The sequence below is a fragment of the Nocardia sp. NPDC055053 genome (genome assembly GCF_053608285.1).
The window spans coordinates 63942-87394 of sequence record NZ_JBSGVD010000019.1 but is presented as its reverse complement, the minus strand read 5'-3'; the positions used below and the strand labels follow the sequence as shown (position 1 = coordinate 87394).

Sequence of the window (23453 nt, the reverse complement as noted above, 5' to 3'; positions counted from 1 at the left end):
ACCGAGGCGCAAATCCGACCGCGGGCGCCACGTCGCGCCTCGACGCCGGAAGAAGCTCGCCTGCTTGCGAATCCAGTTGTGGATCAACGATCGCATATCGAGATCCTTTGCTCGCGAATAAGAATTTGTGCGATGCCCGGTACGGGTGCGTCGCCGTGGGAGCAGACCGGGTTAACATCCGGTCCGGGTTCGCCGCCGAGCATGGCGTTGAGCGACTGCAGCAGTCCAGGCAACCGCCCGAGGACGTCGAGCGCCTCTTGCGGATCAGGAAAAGCTTTGTGTATCAACGCGTTCAGATCGGTGTTGGGGTCCGGGGTGAGTCCCAGGGTTGCCGCGAGATGGTCCAGCGGCAGCAGCAGGGGCGGCACGGTCAGGGCGTAGTCGATCATTCCGTCGATCCGCTGGTCGAGGGCGGTGAAGACTTCGGCGAGACCAGCTATCAGCGTGATCAGCTGTGGCGAGCGGCCGCCGATTCGATCGGAAATGGTCTGCAGGTTGTGCACCAGCGCGGAGATGACCTGCTGGCGGTCGGTGACGTAGCGACTGAGGTTCTCGACCGCGTCCATGGCCGGGCCGAGGCCGTGTCCGGTGCCTTCGATCACCGCGAGCATGCTTTCGGCGAACTGGTTCAGTGCGCCCGGGGAGAACTCTGAGAACACTGGCTGTAGTCCGTTGAACAGCGTGGTGATGTCGAACGAAGGCAGGGTGTGATTGGTGTCGATAGTTGCTCCCGGAGCAACGGAGCCGCCGGCTTGGTCCGGTTGCTGGATATCGACGTAGCGTTGACCCGTCAGATTCTGGTAGCGGATTGCCAGCATGGTGTTGTCGAAGATCGGATGCCCGCTGTGCACGGTGAGCCGCACCTCGGCGATATTGCTGTCGAGGGTGATGGCACGGACCTTGCCGACCGCGACACCGTACATGCGAACGTCGTCGCCGGCTTTCAGCCCGCTGGCATCGGTGAATTCGGCCACGTAGGTATCTGCTTCACCACCGATCGGACGGGTGATCGCCGCGATGATGACGAAGAGCATCACGCCGATCACCGCGGTGAAGGCCACCAGACGAATCGAAGTACGGATAGTCGGTGTCATCGCGGTGCCACCTCTATCGGCGCCGGGCCGAGCAGTGGACCAGCCACCGCGGGCACGCCACTCAGGATGATTCGCAGGTTCATGGCCGGGTTGCCCTGCGCGTCGGTGAAGTCCCGATCGAGGCGATCGAGGAGTTCTGCTAGTTGCGCACCCGATCGCTGCGGGGTCGGCACCGTCTGAGCGATCGCGCTCAGCAATGGCGTCAGCATGTCGGCGTAGTCACCGAGGTTCTGGTTCATCGACGCGCCGAGCGAGCTCAGCGCAGGCCACAGATCGTTGACGATCATCGCGACACCGGCGTCGAACAGAGGCTGATCGGTACGCAGGACCTCGATCTTGTTGATGCGATCGAGCAGTGCGATCGTTCCGTCGATCATCGGTGCCGCCCCGGCGAGGGTCGAGCTGTACTGCTGAATGAGAAAGGACGGCGCATGCTTTTGTGTTTCGGCGATATTCTGCGCGGTGACGACGATCATTTGAAGGATCGGCGTGAAGGCGCGCAGATCGGTGGCGACCTCGCGGAGGATCTCGGCGAACCGTGGGGTCAGTACCTGGGTGGCGGTCTGGGTCAGGGATCGGATCAGGTAGCCCATGGTCGCGTCGTCCACCCGCCCTGCGTTGCGGCCGGTCAGGTCGATGGTGCCGTCCTCGGTCAACGGCGCACCTCCCGGTCCATAACGGAGTTCGATGACGCTGATGCCGAACGTATTGGCGGGGACATAGTCGACGGCGAGACTGTCATCGAGCCCATGTAGCCCAGTCCGGTCCAGTGCCAAGGTGACACGCTGCCGGTCACCACCGAGAGCATCGATGGCCTCGACCTCCCCGATATCGACGCCACGCACCCGTACTCGTGTTCCGTCGCTGACGCCGTCGCCGATCCGCTCTGTCTGCAACATGATCCGCATTCGATCGTCACCGCCCAGGCGGTCCACGACGACCCCGCCAATCGCGACTATCGCAGCGGTGACGATCGCAGCGGTCCCGATGCGCAGTGATCGACGTTGGTCGGCGGTCACCCCGGGCAATCCGTAGTTTCTCATCGGTTACCCCGTGAATTCGATCGGTGAATTGAATCCCCACAGCGCCAGCGTCAGCATCATGTCGACGGCGATGATGGCCACGAAACTGGCCCGCACTGCCCGGCCGGATGCGGTGCCGACCCCTTCGGGTCCGCCACTGGCGAAAAACCCTTGGTAGCAATGGATCAGGATCACGACGACGGCGAGGACGAGAATCTTGACTGCGGCCGCGATGATGTCTGTGCCGCTGACGAACTGGAAGAAGTAGTGGTCGTATACGCCGCTGGCTTCCCCGTGAAAGGTCACGATCACGGTGGCGCAGGAGAGGTAGCTCAGGATCAGTGCGATGAGGAAGGTCGGGACGATGGCGACAGCGCCCGCGATGACCCTGGTGGTGACGACAAACGGAATCGACCGCAGTCCGAGCGATTCCAGCGCGTCGATCTCTTCGGAGATTCGCATCGATCCGATCTCCGCGGTCATCCGGCACCCGGCCTGCGAAGCGAACCCGATCGCTGCCGCGATCGGCGCCAGTTCCCTGGTGGTGGCGAAGGCCGACACGATGCCGGTCAGCGGGCCGAGCCCGATCATGTCCAGGGTGGCGAACGACTCGATCCCCACCAACGCTCCCATTGCCGCGCCGAGGACGATCAACATCGGAACGGTGCCTCCGCCGACGATCAACGATCCCCTCCCCCAGGTCATATCCGTGATCCGTCGCATTGTTTCGGCTCGGTACCGGTGGATCGTCTCGGGGATCGAAGACAGCACCTGCCATATGAAGGCCAGGACGAATCCGATCGCCTCGACCGGCACGGTGGCCTGGCGACGGGCACGGAAGAGTTTGAACAGCCATCGGAGTCCGTGGGGGGCGTAGGCAGAAGGAGTCATCAGGCGATCCTCACCGGCAGGAACATCGCGACCAGTTGCGAGATCACGAGGTTGACCAGCACGATCAACACAACTGAGAGCACCACAGCGGCATTGACACCATCCGCAACGCCCCGGGGCCCGCCACGCGCTTCCATTCCGCGCTGGCACGCGACGATCACCACGAGGAAGCCGAACAGCGCCGACTTGGCCAGCGAAACTCCGATATCGGCGACGACGGTGAACGAACCGAAGGTGGCCCAATAACTTCCGGGTGTCACGCCCTGTGAGAGGACGGCGACGATGTACCCGGCGATCACTCCGGCGAACATGATCAGGACATTCAGCAGCGGGGCCACGATGACCATGGCCACCATGCGGGGCACGACCAAGCGGTGAATCGGGTCGACCCCCATCACCCGCAGGGCGTCGATCTCCTCGCGAATCGTGCGGGCGCCCAGATCCGCGGCAATGGCGGCGGCGCCGGCCCCGCCCAGCAGCAGACCGGTCGCGATCGGTGCTCCCTGTTTGATGACACCCAGCCCGCTCGCCGCGCCGAGCAGCGCATCGGCGCCCAGGTTCTTGATCAGGTTGCCGACCTGTACCGAGACGATCACACCGAACGGCACGGCCATCAAGACTGCGGGCAATGCGGTCACGGCGATGAGAAACCAGCAGGTTTGCAGCATCTCCCGCCACTGGAACCGCAGTCGGACGGTATCGGTCACGAGCCCGGTCACCGCTTCGAGCGCCAGTCGAACAACCCGCCCGAATGTTTCCAGTCCCGATACGGCAGTGTCGGTGAGATTGGTGCCGACGATCCGGGTCGCCGATTGCTTCGGCGCATCGAGGTTCACGATCATTTCGGGCATTCGGCCTCCGCGTAGTGCTTCGGCCTATGGGGCAACCGGGTTCGCGGTTCCCGGGTGCCGGGTGTGCTGGGGTTCGAGCTTCTGTTCACCGTTGAACAGCTTTCGGTAGTGAACGGTCAGGGGACACGCACGAGGTTGCGCTGGGTACCGAGGTCGATCTCGCCGTCCGCGGTCGAGATACCGGCAGTGACAATGTCTCCGGGCTTCAAATATCCGCTGGTGCGCAGCTGGCTCTTGACGAACAGCGGCCACCGACGCGCTTCCGGCAACAGGCCCGCCATCCGCTGTGCCATCGCGCTGGGCAGCTTCAACGCGACACCACCCGGGGTGCCGGTGATCAGCAGGTCCCCGACGTCGAGGTCCTCGATCTGGGACAGCTCGGTCAGTGTCGCGGCGGGGCCGAACACCATATCCGACGCCAGTTCGTTCTGCCGCAGCTCTCCGTTGACCTCGAGATGCAGCCGCAGCTCCGACCAGCGCGCCGCCTCCTGCGGATCCGGCACCGTCAGATACGGGCCGACGGGGCAGAACGTGCGATAGCTCTTACCCTTGTACCACTGGTTCTCGCTGAGCTGGACGTCACGAGCGCTCACATCGTTGGCGATGACGAACGCTCCGATGTACTCCCCGAGTTCCTCCGGGGTCACCGTGACCGGTCCCGTGATCGGTTTGCCGAGAACAATGCCCAGTTCGACCTCGTAGTCGAGCAGCTGGACGTTCGCCGGGCGGACGATGTCGTCGGTCGGCCCGCAGACCGAGGCACTCGACTTGGTGAAGAACACGTTGAACGGCCGGTTCGGGTCCATCTTGTTTTCGATGAGATGAGTCTTGAAATTGGCGCCCTGGGCCAGAACTTTGCATGGGCGAGTCACCGGGCTCAGCAATTGCAGTGACTCCAGCGGTACGGGTACCGCCTTCTTCTGGCCGGCGAGCAGGTGGCGCGCCACCTTGACTCCCTCGCCCAGAATCTCTGCGGTGCTGCTGTATTCGGCTGGCAGCGGCAGTACGGTGTTGCCGGAAACCACACCCCAGGCGGCTTCCTCTGACTGTTGCTGGTAGCGGATCAGATTGATGCTCACGAGTTGTTCTCCTTCGGTCCTAGGCAGGAACTGGGTCTGTACCCAGGCGTGCGCTGATGAATTCGCCCTCGGCGATGAGCCGTTCACGAGCCTGGTCGACCATCATCTTCTCGATCTTGGGACCGACGAACGGGATCTTGACCTCGGCTGTTCCGACGATCGACAGGTCGGCGCCCGCTTCGGTGACCTTCAGCGTGGCCTCGGCGATAACCGAGGCAGGAGCCCCGGTGACAGCAATTTCGATCGCCGCACGGTAACCGTCGGGCGTAACATTCCACGTTTCTGACTTGGTGCCACGGGCGTTGGAGGGCAGCATGTTTCGCATCGGCCCGGGCAGAATCGAAGCGGGTACAGGGCTTTCGGAGGTCACTGTCAGCCGAGAATCGACGACCTCGTGGCTGAGCACTACGGCTTCGGGTCCATTCACCGATTGCACGCAGGAGGTGACGAAATCGCGGTCGCGGAGCAGGTCGAGCACTGCTTCCGGTGAAGCCGGAAACGACTGTGTGAGGGTCAGTTGTGTTGCCATCGGGTCTTTCCTTGCGAGTTCGGTGCCGCCCGGCACGTATGCCGGGCGGCACCATCGAACTACTCCGTCAGTGGGGTTACGCGGGGCATTGCAGAGTGAGGGTTCCCTGGTTGTCGACCGGCTGCGAGCCGGCTCCGGTCGCCTCGATTCCACCGGCTGCGCAGAGCGTTCCGATTCGACTGTTCGGTCCGACGAGGACCGCTGCGGTTTCAGGGGCAGTCGTGCGCAGCACACCGCTGACGTTGGCCTTGTCGACATTGCCGCCTTCAGCGACGTGCAGGGCGTCCGACGGCAGTATCACGAAGGATCCGAGCACCAGGCTCGGACCGGGCGCGCCGTTGGCCTGGACGGTGCCGTCGATACCGAGGTCGTCGATATCGGCAAAGACATCGATCGCCGGGCTGCCGGGTCCATTGGTCGTGATGTCGCGCATACGAACGGTGTCGATGTGGCCTGCGTAAACATTCAATCCGCGGGCGCCGAGACCGTGCGTCGTCACCGACGAGTTGGCGGTCAATTTTCCGACATGCGGCCAGTTGACGATGGCGATACCGGTCGGGCCGAAGGTTTCGATCGGTCCATCGAACGTGACGGACTTGATATCGGAGAAGAGGTCGACGCCACCGGCATTCAGCCCGCGCGTGGTGATCGCGCCACCGACACGCATGGTTTCGATAGGCGCCTGCGCCCCGACGAAAACGGCACCCGAGCCGACCTGTGCGCCGGCCGAGCCGAGCGGATTCGATCCACCGTCGGTGTGCAGAGCACCGGTTTCGAGGGTGGAGATACGGAGACTGCCGGACACCGGGTGCTCGCTGAGCTGGTGCAGGACATCACCGATCGGGGTTCCATCCGCACTGGGAACAGAGATCGGTGCCGCTCCGAAAACCGATACCCCGCTACCGATCACGGGCGCTTCGGGGCGTCCGACGGAGATACCACGCAGATCTGCCTTGACAACCGATTCCGCGTCGGGCTGCTGGTTCCACAGCTGGAACGCTCCCTGAATGGACTCCAGGGCGTTGCCATAGAAGACATAGCGCGGCTTCTCGCGTTGCGTTGTGTCGGCAGCAACGATATCGAGTCCGTCCACGATCACGTGTCCGGTGCGAACCTGGTCTTTCACCAGCAATTGCACCTGACCGGTGGTGGTGAGGTTCGCCAGCTTCACTTTGCCGAGACCGGCCACCGCGGTGTCGTTGAAGATCGCCCGTTGCGTGGGAGCAGCTTGGATCCGCAGTTTCGAGACGGTATTATCGGTTGTGAGCTGGATACCGTCGACCGCGTCCGGGAACGTGATCGCGGCGTCGTCACTCTTGCCCTTGAGTTCCTGACCGGGCGCGAGATGAATCGTCGCGGGGCTGGAAATGACTCCGCGGACGGCGATCTTCTGCGAGCAGGTATTGGCGACAGCTGCCGACAGTTCATCGGCAGTGGAGACTTCGACGGTGCCACAACCGCCGTTCCCTGGTTCGGCGTAGGCCTGGGCAGTTGAGCACGCGGCGGCCAACACTGCGGCGGCGAGTACGACCTGCGCCCGCGTCATCGTTGACGACGCAGTTGCCGCCTTAAACCCTTGCATGTGGTTCCTTCCTGGTCAGAGCACCACCATCCGGGCGGTGGCACTCGAGAGTGAAATCGTCAGAGACTGAGCACGCGAGTTGCGATGAATGCGGCGGCGATCAGCCCGAGGCCGAGTGCCGGCGCCATCGCTTTGACGGGATCGTTGACCCGAGCGTGGCTGGCAATCGCGCCGAACATCAGTGCGAGCAACCCGATTCCCGCCGCCACACCGAGCCAGCCCCAGGCGAGGCCGACCAGTACGCCGATGGCACCGAGCGTTTCAAGTCCGCCGATCGCCCGATACCGGCTACGCGGCACACGCAGATGATCGGCCGTGGCAAGAGCTTTTTCGGCGCCCACGACCTTCGTGACGCCCGCAGCGAGAAATGCCGACGCAAGCAAGATTGCGAGAATAACGGCAGCGATAAACATGGGCTCTCTTTCTATCCTCGTGTCCTATTGTTGACCGCAGCCCGTGCGATCTATTCCGCGTAGAGCGCTTCGATTTCTGCGGCGTATTTCTTTGCGATCGGGCGGCGTTTCAGCTTCGAACTCGGAGTCAGCTCATCACTGTCCGTCTGCCATTCAACTGGCAGAATTACGAATCGTTTGATCTGTTCCACTCTGGCCAGCCCCGCATTTGCCCGATCGATGGCCGTTCGAACTGCAACATGCACAGCCGATTCTGCAGACCATTGTCGGACCGTACTGCTTGACAGGCCGTTTGCGTGGGCGAACACACCGACTGCATCGGCCTCGAGTACGATCAGCGCAACGTTGTATGGCCTACCGTCACCGATAACGCATGCCTGCCCGATCAGCGGGCTGCTCTCCTTGATGCAAGCCTCGATATTCGCTGGGGACATGTTCTTCCCAGCGGCGTTGATGATAAGTTCCTTCTTTCGATCGATCACGTAGAGGTGCCCATCGGGCTCCAGCCGCCCGACATCGCCGGTGTGCAGCCACCCCTCCGGATCGATCATTTCCGCGGTAGCCTCCGGTCGGTTCCGGTAGCCCGCCATGATCAGCGGTCCGCGAGAGAGAATCTCCCCGTCGTCAGCCAGCCGAACCTCCATACCAGGCAGGGCTCGGCCGACCGACCCAAGTTTCGCTTCGTCGGCGCGGGTCATGGTGATCAAGCCGGTGGTTTCGGACAATCCGTAGATTTCCTGCAGGGGAATGCCGAGGGCCCAGAAGAACTCGATCACCTGCGGTGGACACGGCGCAGCACCGGTGATGGCGACTACGATCGCATCCAGGCCGAGGCGGGTGCGCAGGGCAGCCCTCAGCGGTTCGGTCCGCGCCAGTTCAGCCTCGAGCGAGTCACCCACACGGCGACCGGCCTGCCGTTCGTGCACCGCCTCGATGCCGACCTCGATAGCGCGGGTGAGCTGGCCCCGCAACTCGGGATTCTCGTTGGCTGCGATCGACGCCTGGACAGCCGCACGCATCTTTTCCCACAACCTTGGCGGAGAGAAGAACATGTGCGGGCGGAATTTCGGTAGGGCGGCGGCGATCTGGTTCAACACCGGGATACTGGTAATCGAGTAGCCGACCACCATCGGCATGTAGTGGCTGCAGACTCGTTCGGCGACGTGAGCCAGCGGCAGGTACGACAGCAGGTGATAATCGGCATCAACAGCCATGACCTGTAAGACCGAATCGGCCATCGCCAGCAGATTGCGGTGGGTGAGCTGCACACCCTTGGGCGCGCCCGTTGTTCCCGAGGTGTAGCTGATGACCGCGACGTCCTCGGGCTCGACCTCACCCATCAATGTATCGAGATCTATTGCGGTGGAGTCCGATTCGATGACTCGCGACCATGGAGTCGTGCCTTCGCAGGGTTCACCGACAAGGACGATCGTTTCGACGGCGGTGCCGTCGAAGTCCCGGGCTGCCAGCAACCCCGGCAGCAAGGCGGGCTCGGTAACAACGACCCGCGCGCCGGTATCAGCCAGCAGGTGAGCCAGCTGCGCCGGCGGATAGGTGTTGTACATCGAGAAGGGTGTCGCCCCGATCAGCAGCGCACCGGCGTCTGCCAGGTGGAACTCTGGCCGGTTGCTCAACAGCAGTCCAACCGTGTCGCCACGCCGTACTCCGAGTCCGACCAGGCCAGCCGCGGCGCGGCGGGCCAACTCACCGTATTCGCGCCAAGTAATTGCCAGCGTGCCGTCTTCGGTGGCCAGAGCCGGCTTGTCACCGCGCGCAGCTGCGGTGGCGAGAAATGCCTCGCCGAGCGTGCGCATCGACAGCGCGTTCACGACCATCTGGGGGGTGGGGATGCTCATCGAGTTGCCTCTTCCTGAGGTGCAGCGGTGGAAACCGCGACTTGCCCGGTAACAATGGCCAAGATCGCGGCAGGATCGTCGTCCACCGACTCCCCGCGCCAGGCGACATGGCCATCCGGGCGAACCAGAACTAGCGCACGCTCATAGACGGCCGCGCTCGCCGCTGACGCTCCGTTGACGTGCTGGATGGGGATTCCGGCAGCCCGTGCTTCCTCGACCAGCCTTTCGCCACCGATTCCACCGTGATCGACCAGGGTGAACGCGCGCGAGTACTGACTCAGAATCGAGCGGCCGTCCACGAGTACGACATGCGGGGCTCGCGCGCCTGGACGCGTGGTCGGCTTATAGCGCAACGGATCCAACGGCGGCACCTCACCCGGCTCCTGCACGATAACCGGGGAGTTGTCGTAGCAGTAGCCGTACTCGACTCCGGGGCTACATGCCTCTCCACGACGTGTGGCAATGAACGCCGCCATCTCTTGACGATGCCGCCGCGCTTCGTCTGACGCAGCCCCGATGAGGTCGAGATCGACCTCTGATTGAATCTCGAGCTGCACCCCGACATGCCGGAACGACCAGTCGCGGTTGCGTTCAGCGACCGGGCGGCGTTCCATCTCGTAGCTGTCGAGCAGGACCTCGCCACCCCAACCGTTGAGTACCGCGCCCAGCTTCCAGCCGAGATCCACGGCATCGCCGATACCGGTGTTCATTCCATAGCCACCATTCGGAATCACCTGGTGACAAGCATCGCCGGCCAAGAAGACTCGGCCTTTGCGGAAACGGTCGGCCAGCAACACGTTCGGCCGCCAAAGTGACTGTGCCAAAATTTCGTCTACTTCAACCGGCGCCCCGCAGATACGGCGGACGAATGCAACCGGATCAATGTCGTCCGGATCGGTATCCGGCGGCACGAGACCGTGCAACGTCCAGGTGTCGCCCTCGTCTTGGGCAATGAGAATGCCTCCGGAGGCGAAGTACAGATGCCAGAACTGGCCATGCGCGTGTAGGCGGCGCCGATCACGGGACCGGAAATGGACAAGGGCCAGCGTGAGGATGTTCTCCATCCCGTCCTGCTCGACACCGAGACACGCGCGGACCTGCGAGCGGGCACCGTCACAACCCACGACGTACTGCGCCGATACCGTGCGCCGCTCTGCGGTCTCGACATGGACCGTCTCTATCGTGACGACCTCGCCACACTCAGTGATCGAATTTGCTCGCCACGGCCGATGAACGCTGATGCGAGGGTTGTCGAGACATCGTCGCATCAGTACCGCCTCGGCATACTCCTGCGAGATCCGTTGCCAGGGTTCGGCCGGCATGGTGCCGTCGGTGGCGCGCGCGATCCGCTCGCGCATCTGCTCGACCGAGGGGTCGGACCACCGTGCGTACTCATACCCGGCCAGCGACGAACAGAATGCGGTGTCGAAGCTGAAATGCGGCGCTACCCCTGCGGCGCGAATCTCGTCCGCGATGCCCAACCTCGCGAGCAACTCCATGCTGCGCGGGTTGGTCTCGTCCATCTTCGGGAACTTCGTGGTGCTCGCGTGAGCTTCGATCAAGATCGAGTCGATCTCGTGATGCGCCAGCTCGAGCGCGAGCACCATGCCGACTGGACCGGCTCCGACGATGGCGACCGGTGCGTGGTTTTCAACCATGCACACACCGTAGGAGTAATATTGTCAGGTGTCAACAACTATTTTGACAGCTGACACATCTAAGTCATCGGACGCGCAGCCCCTCGATAATGAGGTCCGCGACCAGTTGCGCATGGTTGCGGACTTGGGATCGCAGCAGCGGGTCGACTGGATCGAAGCGGCGCGCCAACGGCGCAAGACTGAACGGTGCGGCGCCGCCGTGCGCAATCAGGAAATGCAGGGTGCGCAGCGGAATAGGCCGGATCCGGCCGGTTGACACAAGATGGTCGGTCAACTGACCGATCGGACGAAAGACCTTGGTGACATAGGTGTCATAGATGTAGTCGAGACGCTCGGTGTCGGACGCGCCCTCGATGTTCATCAGCGCCAGCAGCTCAGGGTGCGCCGCACTGAACTCGACGAATCTACTGATCACGTGATGCAGTTGATCGAGCGGATCGTCCAGGGTTGGATCCAGCAGCGCCCCCAGCTCGGCAACCAGGTTGCCGAACGCCCAGTCGACCACCGCCCGCCACAGCCCCTGCTTGGACCCGAAACGCTGATTGATCAGGTTGTGACTGACTCCGAGCTCACGCTGCAATGTCCGCACCGACACACCCTCATAGCCATGGCGCGCGAACGCATGCAACGCCGCCGCCAGGATCTCCTCCCGCGCAGCAGGCGACTCGCCCGCCCTCGGACGTCCGGGAACCTTGGGTTGAACAATCTCGCTCACGCAAGCATGTTACCTGAGGTAGCGACAACATTTTAATTGTCAGTTGACAAGATTGTTGCGCGTGTTCGATGATGAGGATCTGACATGTTGGGAGACTCGGCCTGAGCAGACACCCCGCCCGGCCCGGTCATGGAAACGACGGGCCGGTATACCCACGATGACGAAGACGGCGCATCAAGATCTGCACAGCGACGAGGGCGCATTGCGCGGCGAGCGGCCCGGACGAGTCAGCAACCCGGTCGTCAAGGTCACAGATCTCGCGTGGCTGGAATTCGAGAAACCCGACCTCGACCAGGCCGAACGATTTGCTCACGCCTTCGGCCTCGCCACCGTCGAGCGCACCACGCAGTCGTTGTACCTGCGTGGCACGTTCCCTGGCACCCACAGTCTGGTCATCCGTAAAGGACCCGCGTCTCGTTTCGTCGGCCCCGCCTTCCACGCGGCCGACGCGGGCGACTTCGAACGGCTCGCCCGGCGGACTGGGACCCTGCCGACTTTCCTGCGCCAACCCGGCGGTGGTCGCGTCGTCTCGCTACGAGACCCGAACGGCGTCCCGGTCCGAATCGTGCACGGTGTCGAACAGTTGCCCGCCCTGCCCGATCAGCAACCACTCGCACTGAACTTCGGGACCCATCCCACCCGCATCAACGCCACCCAGCGCCCGCTGCGTGAACCAGCTCGCGTTCAGCGGCTGGGCCACCTCGTACTGGAGACCCGCACCTTCAACAAATCGCTCGACTGGTACCTCGACACCCTCGGCATGATCGTCAGCGACTTCCTATTCCTCGACAGCCAACGCGATCGTGGACCAATCATGGCGTTCCTCCGTTGTGACCGCGGAAGCGACCCGGCCGACCATCACACCCTGGCGATGTTCCTCGGCCCCTCCGGTGGCTACGTGCATTCCGCCTACCAGGTCAGCGATCTCGACGCCATGGCGGCCGGCGGCCAATACCTCGCAGACCACGGCTACCAGCGAGCGTGGGGGATTGGCAGGCACATTCAGGGCAGCCAATTGTTCGACTACTGGCGAGACCCGGACCATCTGATGGTCGAGCACTTCTCCGATGGCGACCTGTTCGACGCCACCGTGCCCACCGGATGGGCCCCGATGTCGGCGACCGGACTGGCACAGTGGGGACCTCCGGCCACACGAGATTTCCTCGGCGCCAAGCCTTCTCCCGAACTTCTCCGCAATATCGTTGCCGCGCTCCGCGAGGACAACGAGATCAGCGCGTCCCGTCTGGTCGCCATGATGAAGGCAATGCTTCCCCGCTGAGGCACACCCAACACTCCCAGCTCGATACGACCGAACAGCAGCCGCAGATCCTGGATCCGATCGAACCTTAGCCAGTGCGATGTATTCCCGTATGCGGTGTCGCGCCGCAGCCGAGCCCAGAGCCTCGACGGCGAGGCGAGCTTTCATCCTCGAGTCGATCGAGTAGCCCACGATCCGGTTCCAGAACACGTCCTTCACCGCGCAAACGTACGCATCGAGAACGCCGCAACCGAGCATCAATCTGATGGCTGCATGAGCGGCGTTCCCGCCATCGCCTACCACGACAAATTCGGACCGATGCCTACTCCGTTGGACTGGCGCCCCTAGGAAGGCATACTGTGACGCTGACCGCCGATAGCCCCCGGCAGGGGTTCGCGCTCCCGACTCACGCTCGCCTGGCTTACGGCCTCGGATCCCTGGCAACTGCAACCTATGCCATGGTGCCGGGCCTGGTCCTCTTGTACTATCTGACCAACATTCTTGGCGTCACTGCCGCGCTGGCAGGATTCGTCGTCTTCCTACCCAAGTTGCTCGACCTGGTCTACAACCCCATCATCGGGAGATTGTCCGACTCGACTGTGTCACGCCTGGGGCCTCGTAGACCTTGGATGATCGCGGGAATGGTGGTGCTCCCCCTGGGGTTCGTATCCATCTTCCACTCCCCTGTCAGCGGCAATGGCGCTGCGTGGTGGGTGGGCGCTGCACTGGCGGTGACGGGACTCGGTTTTTCTGCCTTCGTGATCCCCTACAGCGTTCTGCCCGCCGAACTCGGGGCCAGTTCCGAGGAACGCACGTCGATGATGGCGTGGCGCACGGCCTGGCTGGGTGTGGCGATGATTATGGTCGCGGGGATGGCCTCGTCGTTCGCTGCGGCAGATGGTGGCGAACATGGCGAATACCAAGTGATGGCCTTCGCCATGAGCGGCTTGATCTTTACAGGCGCGTGCGGCGCGATCTACAGCGCTCGTCGATCCACCCGCGCAGCGGCGGTGACCTCGTCGCTACAGGCTGGATCGCTGCGCGAGTCGCTGAGCGCGGTACGCCGGAACCGACCGTTTCGCACCCTGCTGGGGGTGTTCGTGCTTATCGAGGTGGTCATGTCCGTCACGCTGGCGGGTCTGCCATACCTGTCCGAGCAGATACTTGGATCGGACAGCGCGCTCGCGCCGCTGTTCCTCTGTGCGATAGGGCCGATGCTGCTGACAATGCCAGCATGGCGTCGTGCTGCGGTGGTGTACGGCAAGAAATCCTGCCTGACCGTGGCGCTTTCGATCTTCGGCGCAGGCGCACTCGTAGTGGCCGCGCTACCTAACGTGGAACACTCGGTCAGGTTTGAGGTCACCTGCGCAGCTGTCCTGGTCGCCGGTGTCGGCTTCGCCGGGGCACAGATCTTGCCGCAAGCCATGCTCGCCGACACGTTGGCCGCCGACGCGAATGAGTCCGGTCATCGCCGTGCGGGGGTTCTTGCAGGGATGTGGTCGGCTGGCGAGACCATCGGAGGCGCTGCGGGTGCCGGCATCTACAGCTTCGTTCTTGCTGCCAGTGGATTCGTATCATCGACCGCAGGCGATACGGTCAGTCAGCCACGAAGCGCACAGTGGGGCATCGCGCTCGGTTACTCAGCCATCTCATTGGTGAGCGTTATCACGGCCCTAAGCTTGCTGAGGCGCTATGCACCAGCCGAGGCTGGGACGCCGACCACCGATCGTTCGGATGGGCAGGTGCCGTCGGGATGGCCCCCGGCTACACGCTAATAGCGCAGTCACTTCCGTACGGACCGAAGTCGTCGCAATGCTCGACGGTAGGGAATTCCGACAGGGGAACGTCGTCGGCAAGGATCTGCCCGCGGTCGACTTCAAGGGTTTCAGATCGGTCGCGGCTCGCAGGCGCGGGCACCGGGCAGCTGCCATGGCCATGCATGCCTGGTGCAGCGCAGTTCCCGAAACCACTTCACCAGACCTGTCGACGACTACCCATGCGCGTGGTGGGAGCCCGAGCCCGCAGACCTGGCATAGCCACGCCGCTTGGCAGTCGAGTGCTAGCTGCGGGTCGATGTGGCGCCAGCCCGGGTCCCGTCGTGTTTGAAGGAGGTGAGATATATCGAATTGGCGTACCCGCGCTGTCCGTAGGCCGTGGAAGACCACACTAAGCAACCCCCACGAAAGCCGGACCGCTCTCGAGCAAGTTCGACGTGGACTGTTGCCCCAAGCCCACAAACAGCGCAGCTCCGGACAACTATTCCCGAACGAAGCTCCCCACCTGGACTCGACCCGGTCACCTGCCATCCGTCGATCGCCGAAACCGCGGTGCATGTGAGAAGTCCGGGCGTGAGATAGTCATCCATGCTGCCTCCCAAACCCGGGCGGCAGCGTCGGCCAATTCATCGACCAGACAGGAACACCCGCATGGCACGCAAAGTGGTAGTCAACATCGTCGACGACATCGACGGCACCACACCCGCTACCGAAACGGTCACCTTCGGTGTCGATGGCGCCCTCTACGAAATCGACCTCTCCGAGACCAACGCCGCCAAGCTCCGCGACAACTTTGAGCAATGGGTTTCGCACGCCCGCAAGACCGGCCGTACAGCCAAGTCGACGAGTCGAACCACTCCGGCACCGACCAAGCCGGCGCGGAACCGCAGCGATCTCACCGCGATCCGCACCTGGGCCGCGGAGAACGGCCACAAAGTCTCCGCGCGCGGCCGCATCGCCGCCGAAATCGTCGATGCCTACAACAAAGCCGTCGCCTGACCGACCAACGGGTCTTGGACCGACGTGGCTTGCTAGCAGGCATCCAGACGCATCGCCCACGAACTCCGTTGCGCCGGTGTCGATATCGCAGTCACGACGGTGACCCGGCAGTTACAACACCTCGGCCTGAACCGCCGCCGATTCATCGAACCAACCGGCGAGATCAACCGGACACCACGCCCGATCGTGGCCCAACGGCCCGGCCACATGGTCGGCGCAGTCAGCGGCAACGGCGGCTCGACCGCGACGCACTCGCCGTACCCGGAGTGACCCACCTGATCCTGTTCCAAGTCCTCAACGACATCGCCTCTTCCGTCGCGCCTGGCGAGGTGGACCCGGAGACGGCCGCGATCATGACCACCGATGTCCCTGTCTCCACCGCCGACGTCATCCGCGCTTACCGGCAGGTCATCGACAGAGCTCACGACTGCGGTGTGGCGGTCTTCGGCGCCACGCTGACTCCGTTCGGCGGGTCGGAGCTGAATACCCCCGCTGGCGAGGTAGCCCGTCGCCACGTCGGATCCGCAGCAGTTCGGCGTTCGACGCGATCCTGGACTTCGACGCCGTGTGGCGCGACGCCGGCTGTCCCGGGCGCGTCAAAGACGGCCACCATATGGGCGATCACCTGCACGGCAACGACACCGGCTACCTGGCACTAGCACACTCGATCAACCTCAATCTGTTCGAGTGAGTGCTACAGACCGGCCAATGCCCACACCGAACCAGGTCAGCCGCCGACAGCCGGTCAACCAACCGGCTGAGCTGCTGGCACAAACCCGCCCGAGTGTGGTTGCAGTACTCAGGAATGAGTTCTTCCGACCGTGCACCTCACGACGACAGTCAGCCGGGTCGATGCAACCTTCGACTACATTGCAGCGCCAGTAGCTCAGCGAGGCGCAATGTCCATTACCGCGAACACAGCTGTCTCTAGCTCCTCCGGGAGAATCGGGAGGGCACGCAGGTGCGGGATCCGCACCAGGTCGTCGACGAGAGTTTTACCAGCCTTGACAAGGGCAAGTGCCCGGGCATCGGTCAGCTCGGGCCGGGCGGCCAAGAGCCAGCGTTGCCACTCGGCGAGGTAGTCCGCTTCCAACCGGTTGAGCGGCTCCCGTGTTGCTTCGGGCAGATTGAGGCGCTCGGTGAGCCACACCGCAAGCAAGTCCGTGGCCTCCAGTGCGACGCGGACATATCCGCGGACGATCAGGGCCAGGACTTCAGCGTCGTCGCAGTTGGTCCTCATCGCACGGGACAATTCGAGGGCGAGCCACTCGTGCAGCCGACCGAGCACAGCCGCGAGCAGCTCGGCCTTGGTGTCGACGTACCGGTAGAGCGCTGGCCCCACGACCCCGACCTGACTGCCGATGTCATCCATACTCACGGCGCCGAATCCCCGTTCGCGGAACGCTCGGGCAGCGGCGGACAATAGCTGCTCGCGCCGGGACAACGGACTCCGCTGGGCAGAGTCCTCCACTGCCGCCGTTGCGATGGGCAGCGGCGCGGCGATTACGCGCCGCACCGCCGCAGAGATCTCTTCTGCCAGGCGTGGCCGCAGAAGCGTGCTCCCGTACAGGCTCGGGCCCGAAATGAGGCTGATCACAACCCAACTCCGGATGTCGGAGACTGTCGGGTCCAGACCGGCATGGCCGGTGCTAACCAGCAGATTTTCGACGCGCTCGGCCATCCGCCGGGTCTGCCTCCGGACCCGGCGGTAGTCATCGTCGGCGAGGTGTCGCGCTTCGCGCTGCCAGAGCAGTGACAGAGCACCGGTGTCCAGAGCGGCGTCGGTGATCGCGGCCAGGCTCGTGTCGAAGGTACGAGTGTCCGGTGGCTGCTCGTCGAGTGCGGCGAGGGTACTGATCACCCGTTGCTGATCCTCCAGCACCACGTGCGCCAGCAGGGTCTGCTTGTTTGCGTAGTGCCGGTACAACGCACGCGCGGTGATGCCGCTGGCCTGGGCGATATCGTCCATCCGCACAGCATGGAAACCACGCGAGGCGAACAGCTCGCTAGCATTGCGGGCGATCTCGGCTCGTCGCAGGACAGTCCCGCGTCGTGGCTGCGACCCTCCTCCTGTGACAGTCTCCATGGCAGGAGCGTACGTCGCCGCGGGTGTCGATTCGTTAGGCGCCCGCCGATCCTGGTGCACCGGTGCGACCGACCTTCGAGACCATGATCTGGCCTTGTGAACGACCCTGGAGGAAGTCCTCCATGCTGGTGGTGTTGCACGCCAGGTAGAGGGTTGTGAGGTCGCTGCCGCCGAACGCGCAGGCGATCGCCTGGGACGCGGGGGTCGGAATCTTGTCTGTCAGCTCGCCGCCCTCGGTCACCCGGTAGAACCCACTGAGCTCGCCCAGGGTCAGTGCGTTGCCGAACCAGACACCGCCGTCGCTGTCGAGGGCGATGCCGTCGGGGTTGTAGGAGTCCTCGAGCTGGGCCCACACCCGCTGGCCGGACAGGGTGCCGTCGGCGCCGATGTCGTAGCCACTGATCCGATGGCGAAATGTCTCTGCCACTAGCAGGACACCTTCGGGGGTGACTGCCATTCCGTTGGGGAATAGTACGTCGCCCTCGACGGCGCTGACGGTGCCCTGCGGATCGACGTGCGCCAGCGTAGTGGGCTTGGGCTCCTCGCTGCCAACCGCGAATCCGAAGTTGCCGACGTAGGCGTGACCCTCGGTTGTGACGAGCAGGTCGTTGCCGGGCCCGCCGGCGACGTCACTGAAGTCGGCGTAGATGCTCAGGGAGCCGTCAGCGCCGATGCGCCGGATCGTGGCGTCGGATTGGGAGACGACCAGCGCTGTGCCGTCGAGCAGGAACCCAAGTCCGGAGGGGGCGCCGGGGACCGTAGCGACCGTGGTTGCCGTGCCGTCCGCGTCGAAGGTCAGAACCCCGCCACCGAAGAAGTCGCTTGCCCAGAGCCGGCCGTCGTGCCAGCGCAAGCCTTCGAGGAACTTGTGGCCCGAGGCGAATTCGGTGGGTGCTTCGTGCAGTTTCATGGTGACTCCGTTGTCTGTGATGGGTTGGTTTCCCTGGGAGATATAGACATTGGGCGGTGTGGCCTTCTACGCCTCAGCGCGTCGGGGGTGCACGCCGTCCTCGGTTCTTCGGGTCAGTTCGCGAAGCTTGAATTTCTGGATCTTGCCGCTGGGGTTACGGGGTAGCTCGTCGAGAAGCAGGAGGCTCTCGGGCAGCTTCTGTCGGGTCATTCGGCGGTCGGTGAGCCATTCGATGACCTCAGGCAGCGTGACCGTTGTTCCTGCAGTCGGCACGACGACGGCGCATACACGCTCGCCCAGGACGGGGTCCGGTGCGGAGACCACCGCGACGTCGCGGATTCGCGGGTGTTCGAAGAGGGCGTCTTCGATCTCCTTGGCGCTGATGTTCTCGCCGCCGCGGATGATGATGTCCTTCTGGCGGCCGGTGATCTCGACATACCCATCGGCGTCGATATGGGCGAGATCGCCGGTGCGCAGCCAGCCGTCGGGGGTGAAAGCGTCCGTGTTGAGGGCGCTGTCGAGGTAGCCCAGGAACAGCTCGGGTCCGCGTACCTGCAATTCACCGTCTTCGGACAGGCGGACCTCGGCATCTCCGATCGGTCTCCCGTCCGTCCTCGCGCGCTTGTCCAGCGGGTCGTGGGCGTTGCACGCAGTCGCGGTGGGGAACTCGGTCGAGCCGTATCCGCGACTGACCATGCATCCGAGGGTTCCGCTGGCCTGGCGAACCAGCTCCGGAGGGACATCGGCACCGCCGCATGCGAAGACGCGGAGCGAGTCGGTGTCGTAGGACGAGAGCTCGGGGTGGTGCAGGATCCCGTGAAGGAATGGGGTCGCGGCTACGGTGAAAGTGCATCGGTGATGCTGGATGAGCTCCAGCGCCCGGCCGGGTTCCCACACATCCAGGAGGACAACGGTGCTGCCGAGCATGAAGGGCAGCTGCATTCCGTAAAGAACGCCGATGATGTGGCCCACGGGTGAGGGCATGAACACGACGTCCACTGCGCTGAGCGTGAAGAAGTCGATGATGCTGCGGTTTTCATAGTCGAGGGTGTTGTGGCTGTGTAGCGCGCCCTTGGGTGCTGAGGTGGTGCCGGAGGTGTAGAGCAGCAGGGCGATGTCGTTCGCGTCGCGTCCACTGCGGGCGGGAGTAGTGACGTCTGCCTCGCTGAGGAGCGCGTCGAATCCGACTCGGCCGGGACCCTGTTCTGCCTCGCCTCCGACAACAACGACGGTCTGGAGGGAGGGGACGTCGGGACGGATCTCCTCGATCATCGCCGGGTAGTCGAAGCCGCGAAACTCGTTCGGCACTACGACTACCTTGGTGGCGGCTTGGCGCATGATGAATGCGGTTTCCCGGTGTCGGTAGATCGGGATGATCGGGTTGCTGATGGCGCCGATCCGCAGCGCGGCTAGGTGAACTACGATCGCCTCGGCCCAGTTCGGGAGCATCCAGGAGACCACGTCGCCGTGCTCCACTCCCCGGTTCGCCAGGGCGTTGGCGAACCGGTTGACGTCGTGGTCGAGGTCGCCGTACGTACGAGCCCCAGCGCGGTCGACGACGGCAACCTTGTCCGGTGTCCGCGACGCTGCCGCCGCGAGGTAGTCGTCGATCAGGTTGCCCGCCCACGAGCCTGCTTGGGTGAGTCGCTGCAGGCGTTCCTCGTCGAGGGTGGTTGCCTTCATATCTGCCTTCTCAGTTGTCTTGGGGATCTTGGTTGTGACGCCCCGAGCGTGGTCGGTTGAGCACCGCTGCGCCGATCTGACGCTGCAGTTCCTCCGCGTCGCCGTACCAGGCGCGCAGGCTAAGTGCCCGCCGGTAGTACCAGCTGACGTCGGCCTCGGCGGTGAAGCCCACGCCGCCGTGCAGCTGGATGGCCATCTCGCACACTCGGATCGCGGCCTCGGCGGCGTGTGCCTTGGCGGTCATCCCGAGAAGTTCGAGGTCGTCGAGAGACGCCCGTCTGGCGTCGGCAACTGCGGCGCGGCAAAGGCTGTCCACTCCTGCCCAAGTGGCGTGCATGTCGGCCGCAATGTGCTTGACGGCCTGAAAACTGCCAACGGGGCGACCGAACTGCTCGCGGTGTGCGACGTACTTCACGGTGAGTTCGAGGCTGCGGTGCGCGAGCCCGCCCAGCTCGCAGGCGATGAGCAGTCGTGTCCAGGCGCGGAGCCGGGTGACAAGCTCGCTGTCAGCCCTCTCTCCGGACAACGCCTGGGCCTCGACGCCGTGCAGCGTGACCTTGCCAAACACCGTCGCAGGGTCGGCGCTGTCGGCGTCGGTGACTCGTACGCCGGGTGCCGCCGGGTCCACCACGCAGAGCACCTCGCCGGACTCGGTGGCTGCAACCACGAGGAGCAGGGTCGCCTGCTGCGCGAATCGGACCGCGTTCGCTACGCCGTCGAGACGCCCGTCGGTCAAGGTCACCGAGCCGAACTCGGCGCGCCAATCGTGGGTCACGCCTGGGTCGACCAGGGCCACGACATCCGAAGGGCCCACCACCAATGGCAGGAGCGCAGGAAGCAGGAATGACTCCAGCTGCGGCCCAGTGACCAGATGCCGCCCAAGCTGCGTGAAGACTGGGCCTAGCGCGTCGAGGCCCGCGCCGAGGCCGCCGTGTTCCTCGGGCACGGCCAGGGAGTACCACCCCAGCTCGACCAGTTCCCGGGAGAAGCTCACGTCCCAGTCCGCGCTCTCGAGGATTTGGCGGCGCCGGTCGCCGTCGTATGACGTGGCCAGGTATTCGTCGACCGCGTCGGCGAACTGGTCGGTGTCGTCCTGGGTTGTGTCAATCACGGGGCAGCCCCTGCAGTCGCTCGGATACGATGGTGCGCTGGATCTGTGTACTGCCGCCGTAGATGGAGGCTGCGCGGGAGAACAGATGTTCGTGCGCCCACCGCTCCGAGCGCAGCCCGAGCGGACGAGATCCGCGTACGACGCGGAGCGGACCGAGCAGGCTTGCGATCTCGGCGAAGACGGTTTGTTCGACTTGGTTGAGGAGGAGCTTGTCAACAGAGTCGACCGGGGTCGGGCCGACGTTGGCCACCAGACGCTGCGTCGTGCGTCGCGTCTGCCCGTCCAGAACCCGCAGGGCGACCTGGGCGCGGCCCAACACGGCCTCTGCACGGCGTCGTGCGGCGCTATTGACGTCGAAGCCGGTGTGCTCCCGGAGTTCATCGGCTGCATCTTCTAGGGCGACCTCGAGCTCGACCCGACGGCGCAGAGTTGCAGCTGCGCGCTCGGTGCCCAGGGTGTGGGTGGCGATGGCCCATCCGCCGTTGATCTCGCCAAGCAGGTTTCGGCGCGGGACGCGAACCTCGTCGAGGAACACCTCGCAGAACTCCCGGTCGCCCGTCATCTGCTCGATAGGCCGGGCGGTAATCCCGGGCGTACTCATATCCACCAACAGGTAGCTGATCCCTGCCTGCTTGCGCGCCGACGCGTCCGTGCGCACCAAGAGTGCGCACCACTGGGAGAAGTGAGCCCAGCTGGTCCAGACCTTCTGGCCTGAGACGACGAAGTCGTCGCCGTCCAGCACCGCTCGGGTGCGCAGCGCCGCGAGGTCGGAGCCGGCGTCAGGCTCGGAGAACCCCTGGCACCAGATGTCTTCGCCCGAAAGCAACCGTGGCAGCAACTCCTGGCGCTGCCAGTCGGCGCCGTAGCGGTCGATCGACGGCCCGACGACATCCAGACCGATCAACCCGATCGGCTGTGGCGCGCGAGCACGGACGAGTTCCTCGATGAACACCAGCTGGTGTAAGTAGGTCAGACCCTGACCACCGGCCTCCTTGGACCAAGCCAGGCCCATCCAGCCAGCGTCGAACAGAGTCTTCTGCCATACCCTCAGAGCCGCGAACCGCTGATCAAGGTCCAGGGGTACCTCGGGCGGCTCGATCTCGGCCAGCCAGGAGCGGGCGCGTGTGCGGAATGCGTCGAGAGATTCCATCAGTGACCCGTGTAGATCGGCGTGCGCTTCTCGAGGAAGGCGTTGACCGCTTCCTTGGCGTCTTCGTAGCCGGACAACTCTCGAGTCAAGCTCTGCTCGAACTCGTAGCCTGGCTTGAGGTCCATGTGCTCGATCTCGTTCAGACTGCGCTTGGCGAGCTCGAGAGTGACCGGACTGTGCCGTGCGATCGACAGCGCCAACTCTTGGGCGGTGCCGAGCAGCCGGTCCTCCGAGACAATCTCGACGATCCCGCCATACGGAAGTAGCCTCTCGACCGGGTAGAGGTCACCTGTGTAGTGCATCAATCGGACCATGCCCTGAGGCACTAGCCGCGAGAGGTGCTTTGCCCCACCGAGCACCCCGACGTTCACCTCGGGGGTAGCGAATTTGGCGCCCTCAGCCGCGACGACAAGATCGCAGGAGGCGGCGATCGCCAGACCAGAGCCGACCGCGACCCCGTGGACCGCGGCGATGACGGGGAATGGGGAGTCGTAGATCGCCCAGAACGCCTCGCGGGCCAACTGCAGGCGCTCGGGCGCATTATCCGGGGTCATTGTCTGGAAGTCGGCAAGGTCATTGCCCCCGCAAAAGTGGCGCCCTCGTCCGGCCAGCACCACGGCCCGTGCCTGCGGCAAGTAGTCCCGGCTGTGGCTGAAGAAGTGCCGCAACTCGGCGTAGAACGGTTGGTCAGTCGCATTGACCGGTGGGCGGTTCATCCAGACGGTCGCGATCGGGCCGTCCTCCCGCCACTCGAGATGGCGCAATTCGCTCATGTGTTCGGGTCGCCCTTT

The 23453-nt window shown here is 64.1% G+C and carries 21 protein-coding genes and 2 pseudogenes; 5 read left to right on the top strand and 18 right to left on the bottom strand.

What is annotated here, in order from left to right; translation table 11 throughout:
- Nucleotides 1–83: 83 nt before the first annotated feature.
- The 11 genes from ACWF82_RS20810 to ACWF82_RS20760 form a co-directional block, all read right to left on the bottom strand.
- Nucleotides 84–1094, bottom strand: a complete 1011-nt coding sequence (locus tag ACWF82_RS20810; protein WP_452503420.1) for an MlaD family protein — start codon at nucleotides 1092–1094, stop codon at nucleotides 84–86.
- Nucleotides 1091–1993, bottom strand: a complete 903-nt coding sequence (locus ACWF82_RS20805; protein WP_452503418.1) for an MlaD family protein — start codon at nucleotides 1991–1993, stop codon at nucleotides 1091–1093. The genes ACWF82_RS20810 and ACWF82_RS20805 overlap by 4 nt, the downstream gene beginning before the upstream one ends.
- Before the next feature lie 147 nt (nucleotides 1994–2140).
- Nucleotides 2141–3007 (bottom strand): MlaE family ABC transporter permease, encoded by an 867-nt coding sequence (locus ACWF82_RS20800; protein ID WP_452503417.1) that lies wholly within the window; start codon nucleotides 3005–3007, stop codon nucleotides 2141–2143.
- The gene (locus ACWF82_RS20795; RefSeq protein ID WP_452503415.1) at nucleotides 3007–3858 is read right to left on the bottom strand and encodes an MlaE family ABC transporter permease; all 852 of its coding nucleotides are present in this window, start codon (nucleotides 3856–3858) and stop codon (nucleotides 3007–3009) included. The genes ACWF82_RS20800 and ACWF82_RS20795 overlap by 1 nt, the downstream gene beginning before the upstream one ends.
- A gap of 116 nt (nucleotides 3859–3974) precedes the next feature.
- Complete coding sequence (locus ACWF82_RS20790) at nucleotides 3975–4937, bottom strand: fumarylacetoacetate hydrolase family protein (protein ID WP_452503414.1); 963 nt, start codon at nucleotides 4935–4937, stop codon at nucleotides 3975–3977.
- 19 nt (nucleotides 4938–4956) lie between these two features.
- Nucleotides 4957–5466 carry a DUF2505 domain-containing protein gene (locus tag ACWF82_RS20785; protein ID WP_452503412.1) on the bottom strand — a complete coding sequence of 170 codons (510 nt, stop codon included), beginning with the start codon at nucleotides 5464–5466 and terminating at the stop codon, nucleotides 4957–4959.
- Nucleotides 5467–5542: 76 nt separating this feature from the next.
- Nucleotides 5543–7048 (bottom strand): hypothetical protein, encoded by a 1506-nt coding sequence (locus ACWF82_RS20780; RefSeq protein WP_452503410.1) that lies wholly within the window; start codon nucleotides 7046–7048, stop codon nucleotides 5543–5545.
- Between the two features lie 59 nt (nucleotides 7049–7107).
- Nucleotides 7108–7461, bottom strand: coding sequence for a DoxX family protein (locus ACWF82_RS20775; RefSeq protein WP_452503408.1), 354 nt, complete (start codon nucleotides 7459–7461; stop codon nucleotides 7108–7110).
- Between the two features lie 50 nt (nucleotides 7462–7511).
- Nucleotides 7512–9317 (bottom strand): AMP-dependent synthetase/ligase, encoded by a 1806-nt coding sequence (locus ACWF82_RS20770; protein WP_452503406.1) that lies wholly within the window; start codon nucleotides 9315–9317, stop codon nucleotides 7512–7514.
- Complete coding sequence (locus ACWF82_RS20765; RefSeq protein WP_452503404.1) at nucleotides 9314–10975, bottom strand: FAD-dependent monooxygenase; 1662 nt, start codon at nucleotides 10973–10975, stop codon at nucleotides 9314–9316. Before ACWF82_RS20765 ends, ACWF82_RS20770 begins: the two co-directional genes overlap by 4 nt.
- 64 nt (nucleotides 10976–11039) lie before the next feature.
- Nucleotides 11040–11690 carry a TetR/AcrR family transcriptional regulator gene (locus ACWF82_RS20760; RefSeq protein WP_452503402.1) on the bottom strand — a complete coding sequence of 217 codons (651 nt, stop codon included), beginning with the start codon at nucleotides 11688–11690 and terminating at the stop codon, nucleotides 11040–11042.
- Between the two features lie 157 nt (nucleotides 11691–11847).
- Here ACWF82_RS20760 and ACWF82_RS20755 point away from each other — a divergent pair, with 157 nt between their 5' ends.
- The gene (locus ACWF82_RS20755) at nucleotides 11848–12969 is read left to right on the top strand and encodes a VOC family protein (protein ID WP_452503400.1); all 1122 of its coding nucleotides are present in this window, start codon (nucleotides 11848–11850) and stop codon (nucleotides 12967–12969) included.
- A gap of 45 nt (nucleotides 12970–13014) precedes the next feature.
- Here the strand turns inward: ACWF82_RS20755 and ACWF82_RS20750 are convergent.
- Nucleotides 13015–13179 (bottom strand): annotated as a pseudogene (locus ACWF82_RS20750) (IS3-like element ISAar45 family transposase); the annotation flags it as partial.
- A 128-nt stretch (nucleotides 13180–13307) separates the two neighbouring features.
- On the opposite strand from ACWF82_RS20750, the gene ACWF82_RS20745 reads away from it, so the two are divergent.
- From ACWF82_RS20745 to ACWF82_RS20730, 4 genes and pseudogenes are all read left to right on the top strand, one after another.
- Complete coding sequence (locus ACWF82_RS20745) at nucleotides 13308–14723, top strand: MFS transporter (protein ID WP_452503398.1); 1416 nt, start codon at nucleotides 13308–13310, stop codon at nucleotides 14721–14723.
- Nucleotides 14724–15374: 651 nt separating this feature from the next.
- A complete protein-coding gene (locus tag ACWF82_RS20740) occupies nucleotides 15375–15722 on the top strand; it encodes a histone-like nucleoid-structuring protein Lsr2 (RefSeq protein WP_452503513.1) in 348 nt (115 codons plus the stop codon).
- 39 nt (nucleotides 15723–15761) lie between these two features.
- Nucleotides 15762–15935, top strand: a pseudogene (locus ACWF82_RS20735) (IS481 family transposase); the annotation flags it as partial.
- A 53-nt stretch (nucleotides 15936–15988) separates the two neighbouring features.
- Entirely contained in the window at nucleotides 15989–16381 is a 393-nt protein-coding gene (locus tag ACWF82_RS20730) for a hypothetical protein (RefSeq protein ID WP_452503396.1), read from the top strand.
- Nucleotides 16382–16608: 227 nt separating this feature from the next.
- Here ACWF82_RS20730 and ACWF82_RS20725 read toward each other — a convergent pair whose 3' ends face one another.
- The 6 genes from ACWF82_RS20725 to ACWF82_RS20700 form a co-directional block, all read right to left on the bottom strand.
- Nucleotides 16609–17808, bottom strand: coding sequence for a TetR/AcrR family transcriptional regulator (locus tag ACWF82_RS20725; RefSeq protein WP_452503394.1), 1200 nt, complete (start codon nucleotides 17806–17808; stop codon nucleotides 16609–16611).
- Between the two features lie 34 nt (nucleotides 17809–17842).
- Nucleotides 17843–18718 carry an SMP-30/gluconolactonase/LRE family protein gene (locus ACWF82_RS20720; RefSeq protein WP_452503392.1) on the bottom strand — a complete coding sequence of 292 codons (876 nt, stop codon included), beginning with the start codon at nucleotides 18716–18718 and terminating at the stop codon, nucleotides 17843–17845.
- A 66-nt stretch (nucleotides 18719–18784) separates the two neighbouring features.
- A complete protein-coding gene (locus tag ACWF82_RS20715) occupies nucleotides 18785–20401 on the bottom strand; it encodes an AMP-binding protein (protein ID WP_452503390.1) in 1617 nt (538 codons plus the stop codon).
- Between the two features lie 10 nt (nucleotides 20402–20411).
- Entirely contained in the window at nucleotides 20412–21512 is a 1101-nt protein-coding gene (locus ACWF82_RS20710) for an acyl-CoA dehydrogenase family protein (RefSeq protein ID WP_452503388.1), read from the bottom strand.
- Entirely contained in the window at nucleotides 21505–22662 is a 1158-nt protein-coding gene (locus tag ACWF82_RS20705; protein WP_452503386.1) for an acyl-CoA dehydrogenase family protein, read from the bottom strand. Before ACWF82_RS20705 ends, ACWF82_RS20710 begins: the two co-directional genes overlap by 8 nt.
- Nucleotides 22662–23435 carry an enoyl-CoA hydratase-related protein gene (locus ACWF82_RS20700; protein WP_452503384.1) on the bottom strand — a complete coding sequence of 258 codons (774 nt, stop codon included), beginning with the start codon at nucleotides 23433–23435 and terminating at the stop codon, nucleotides 22662–22664. The genes ACWF82_RS20705 and ACWF82_RS20700 overlap by 1 nt, the downstream gene beginning before the upstream one ends.
- Between the last annotated feature and the right edge of the window lie 18 nt (nucleotides 23436–23453).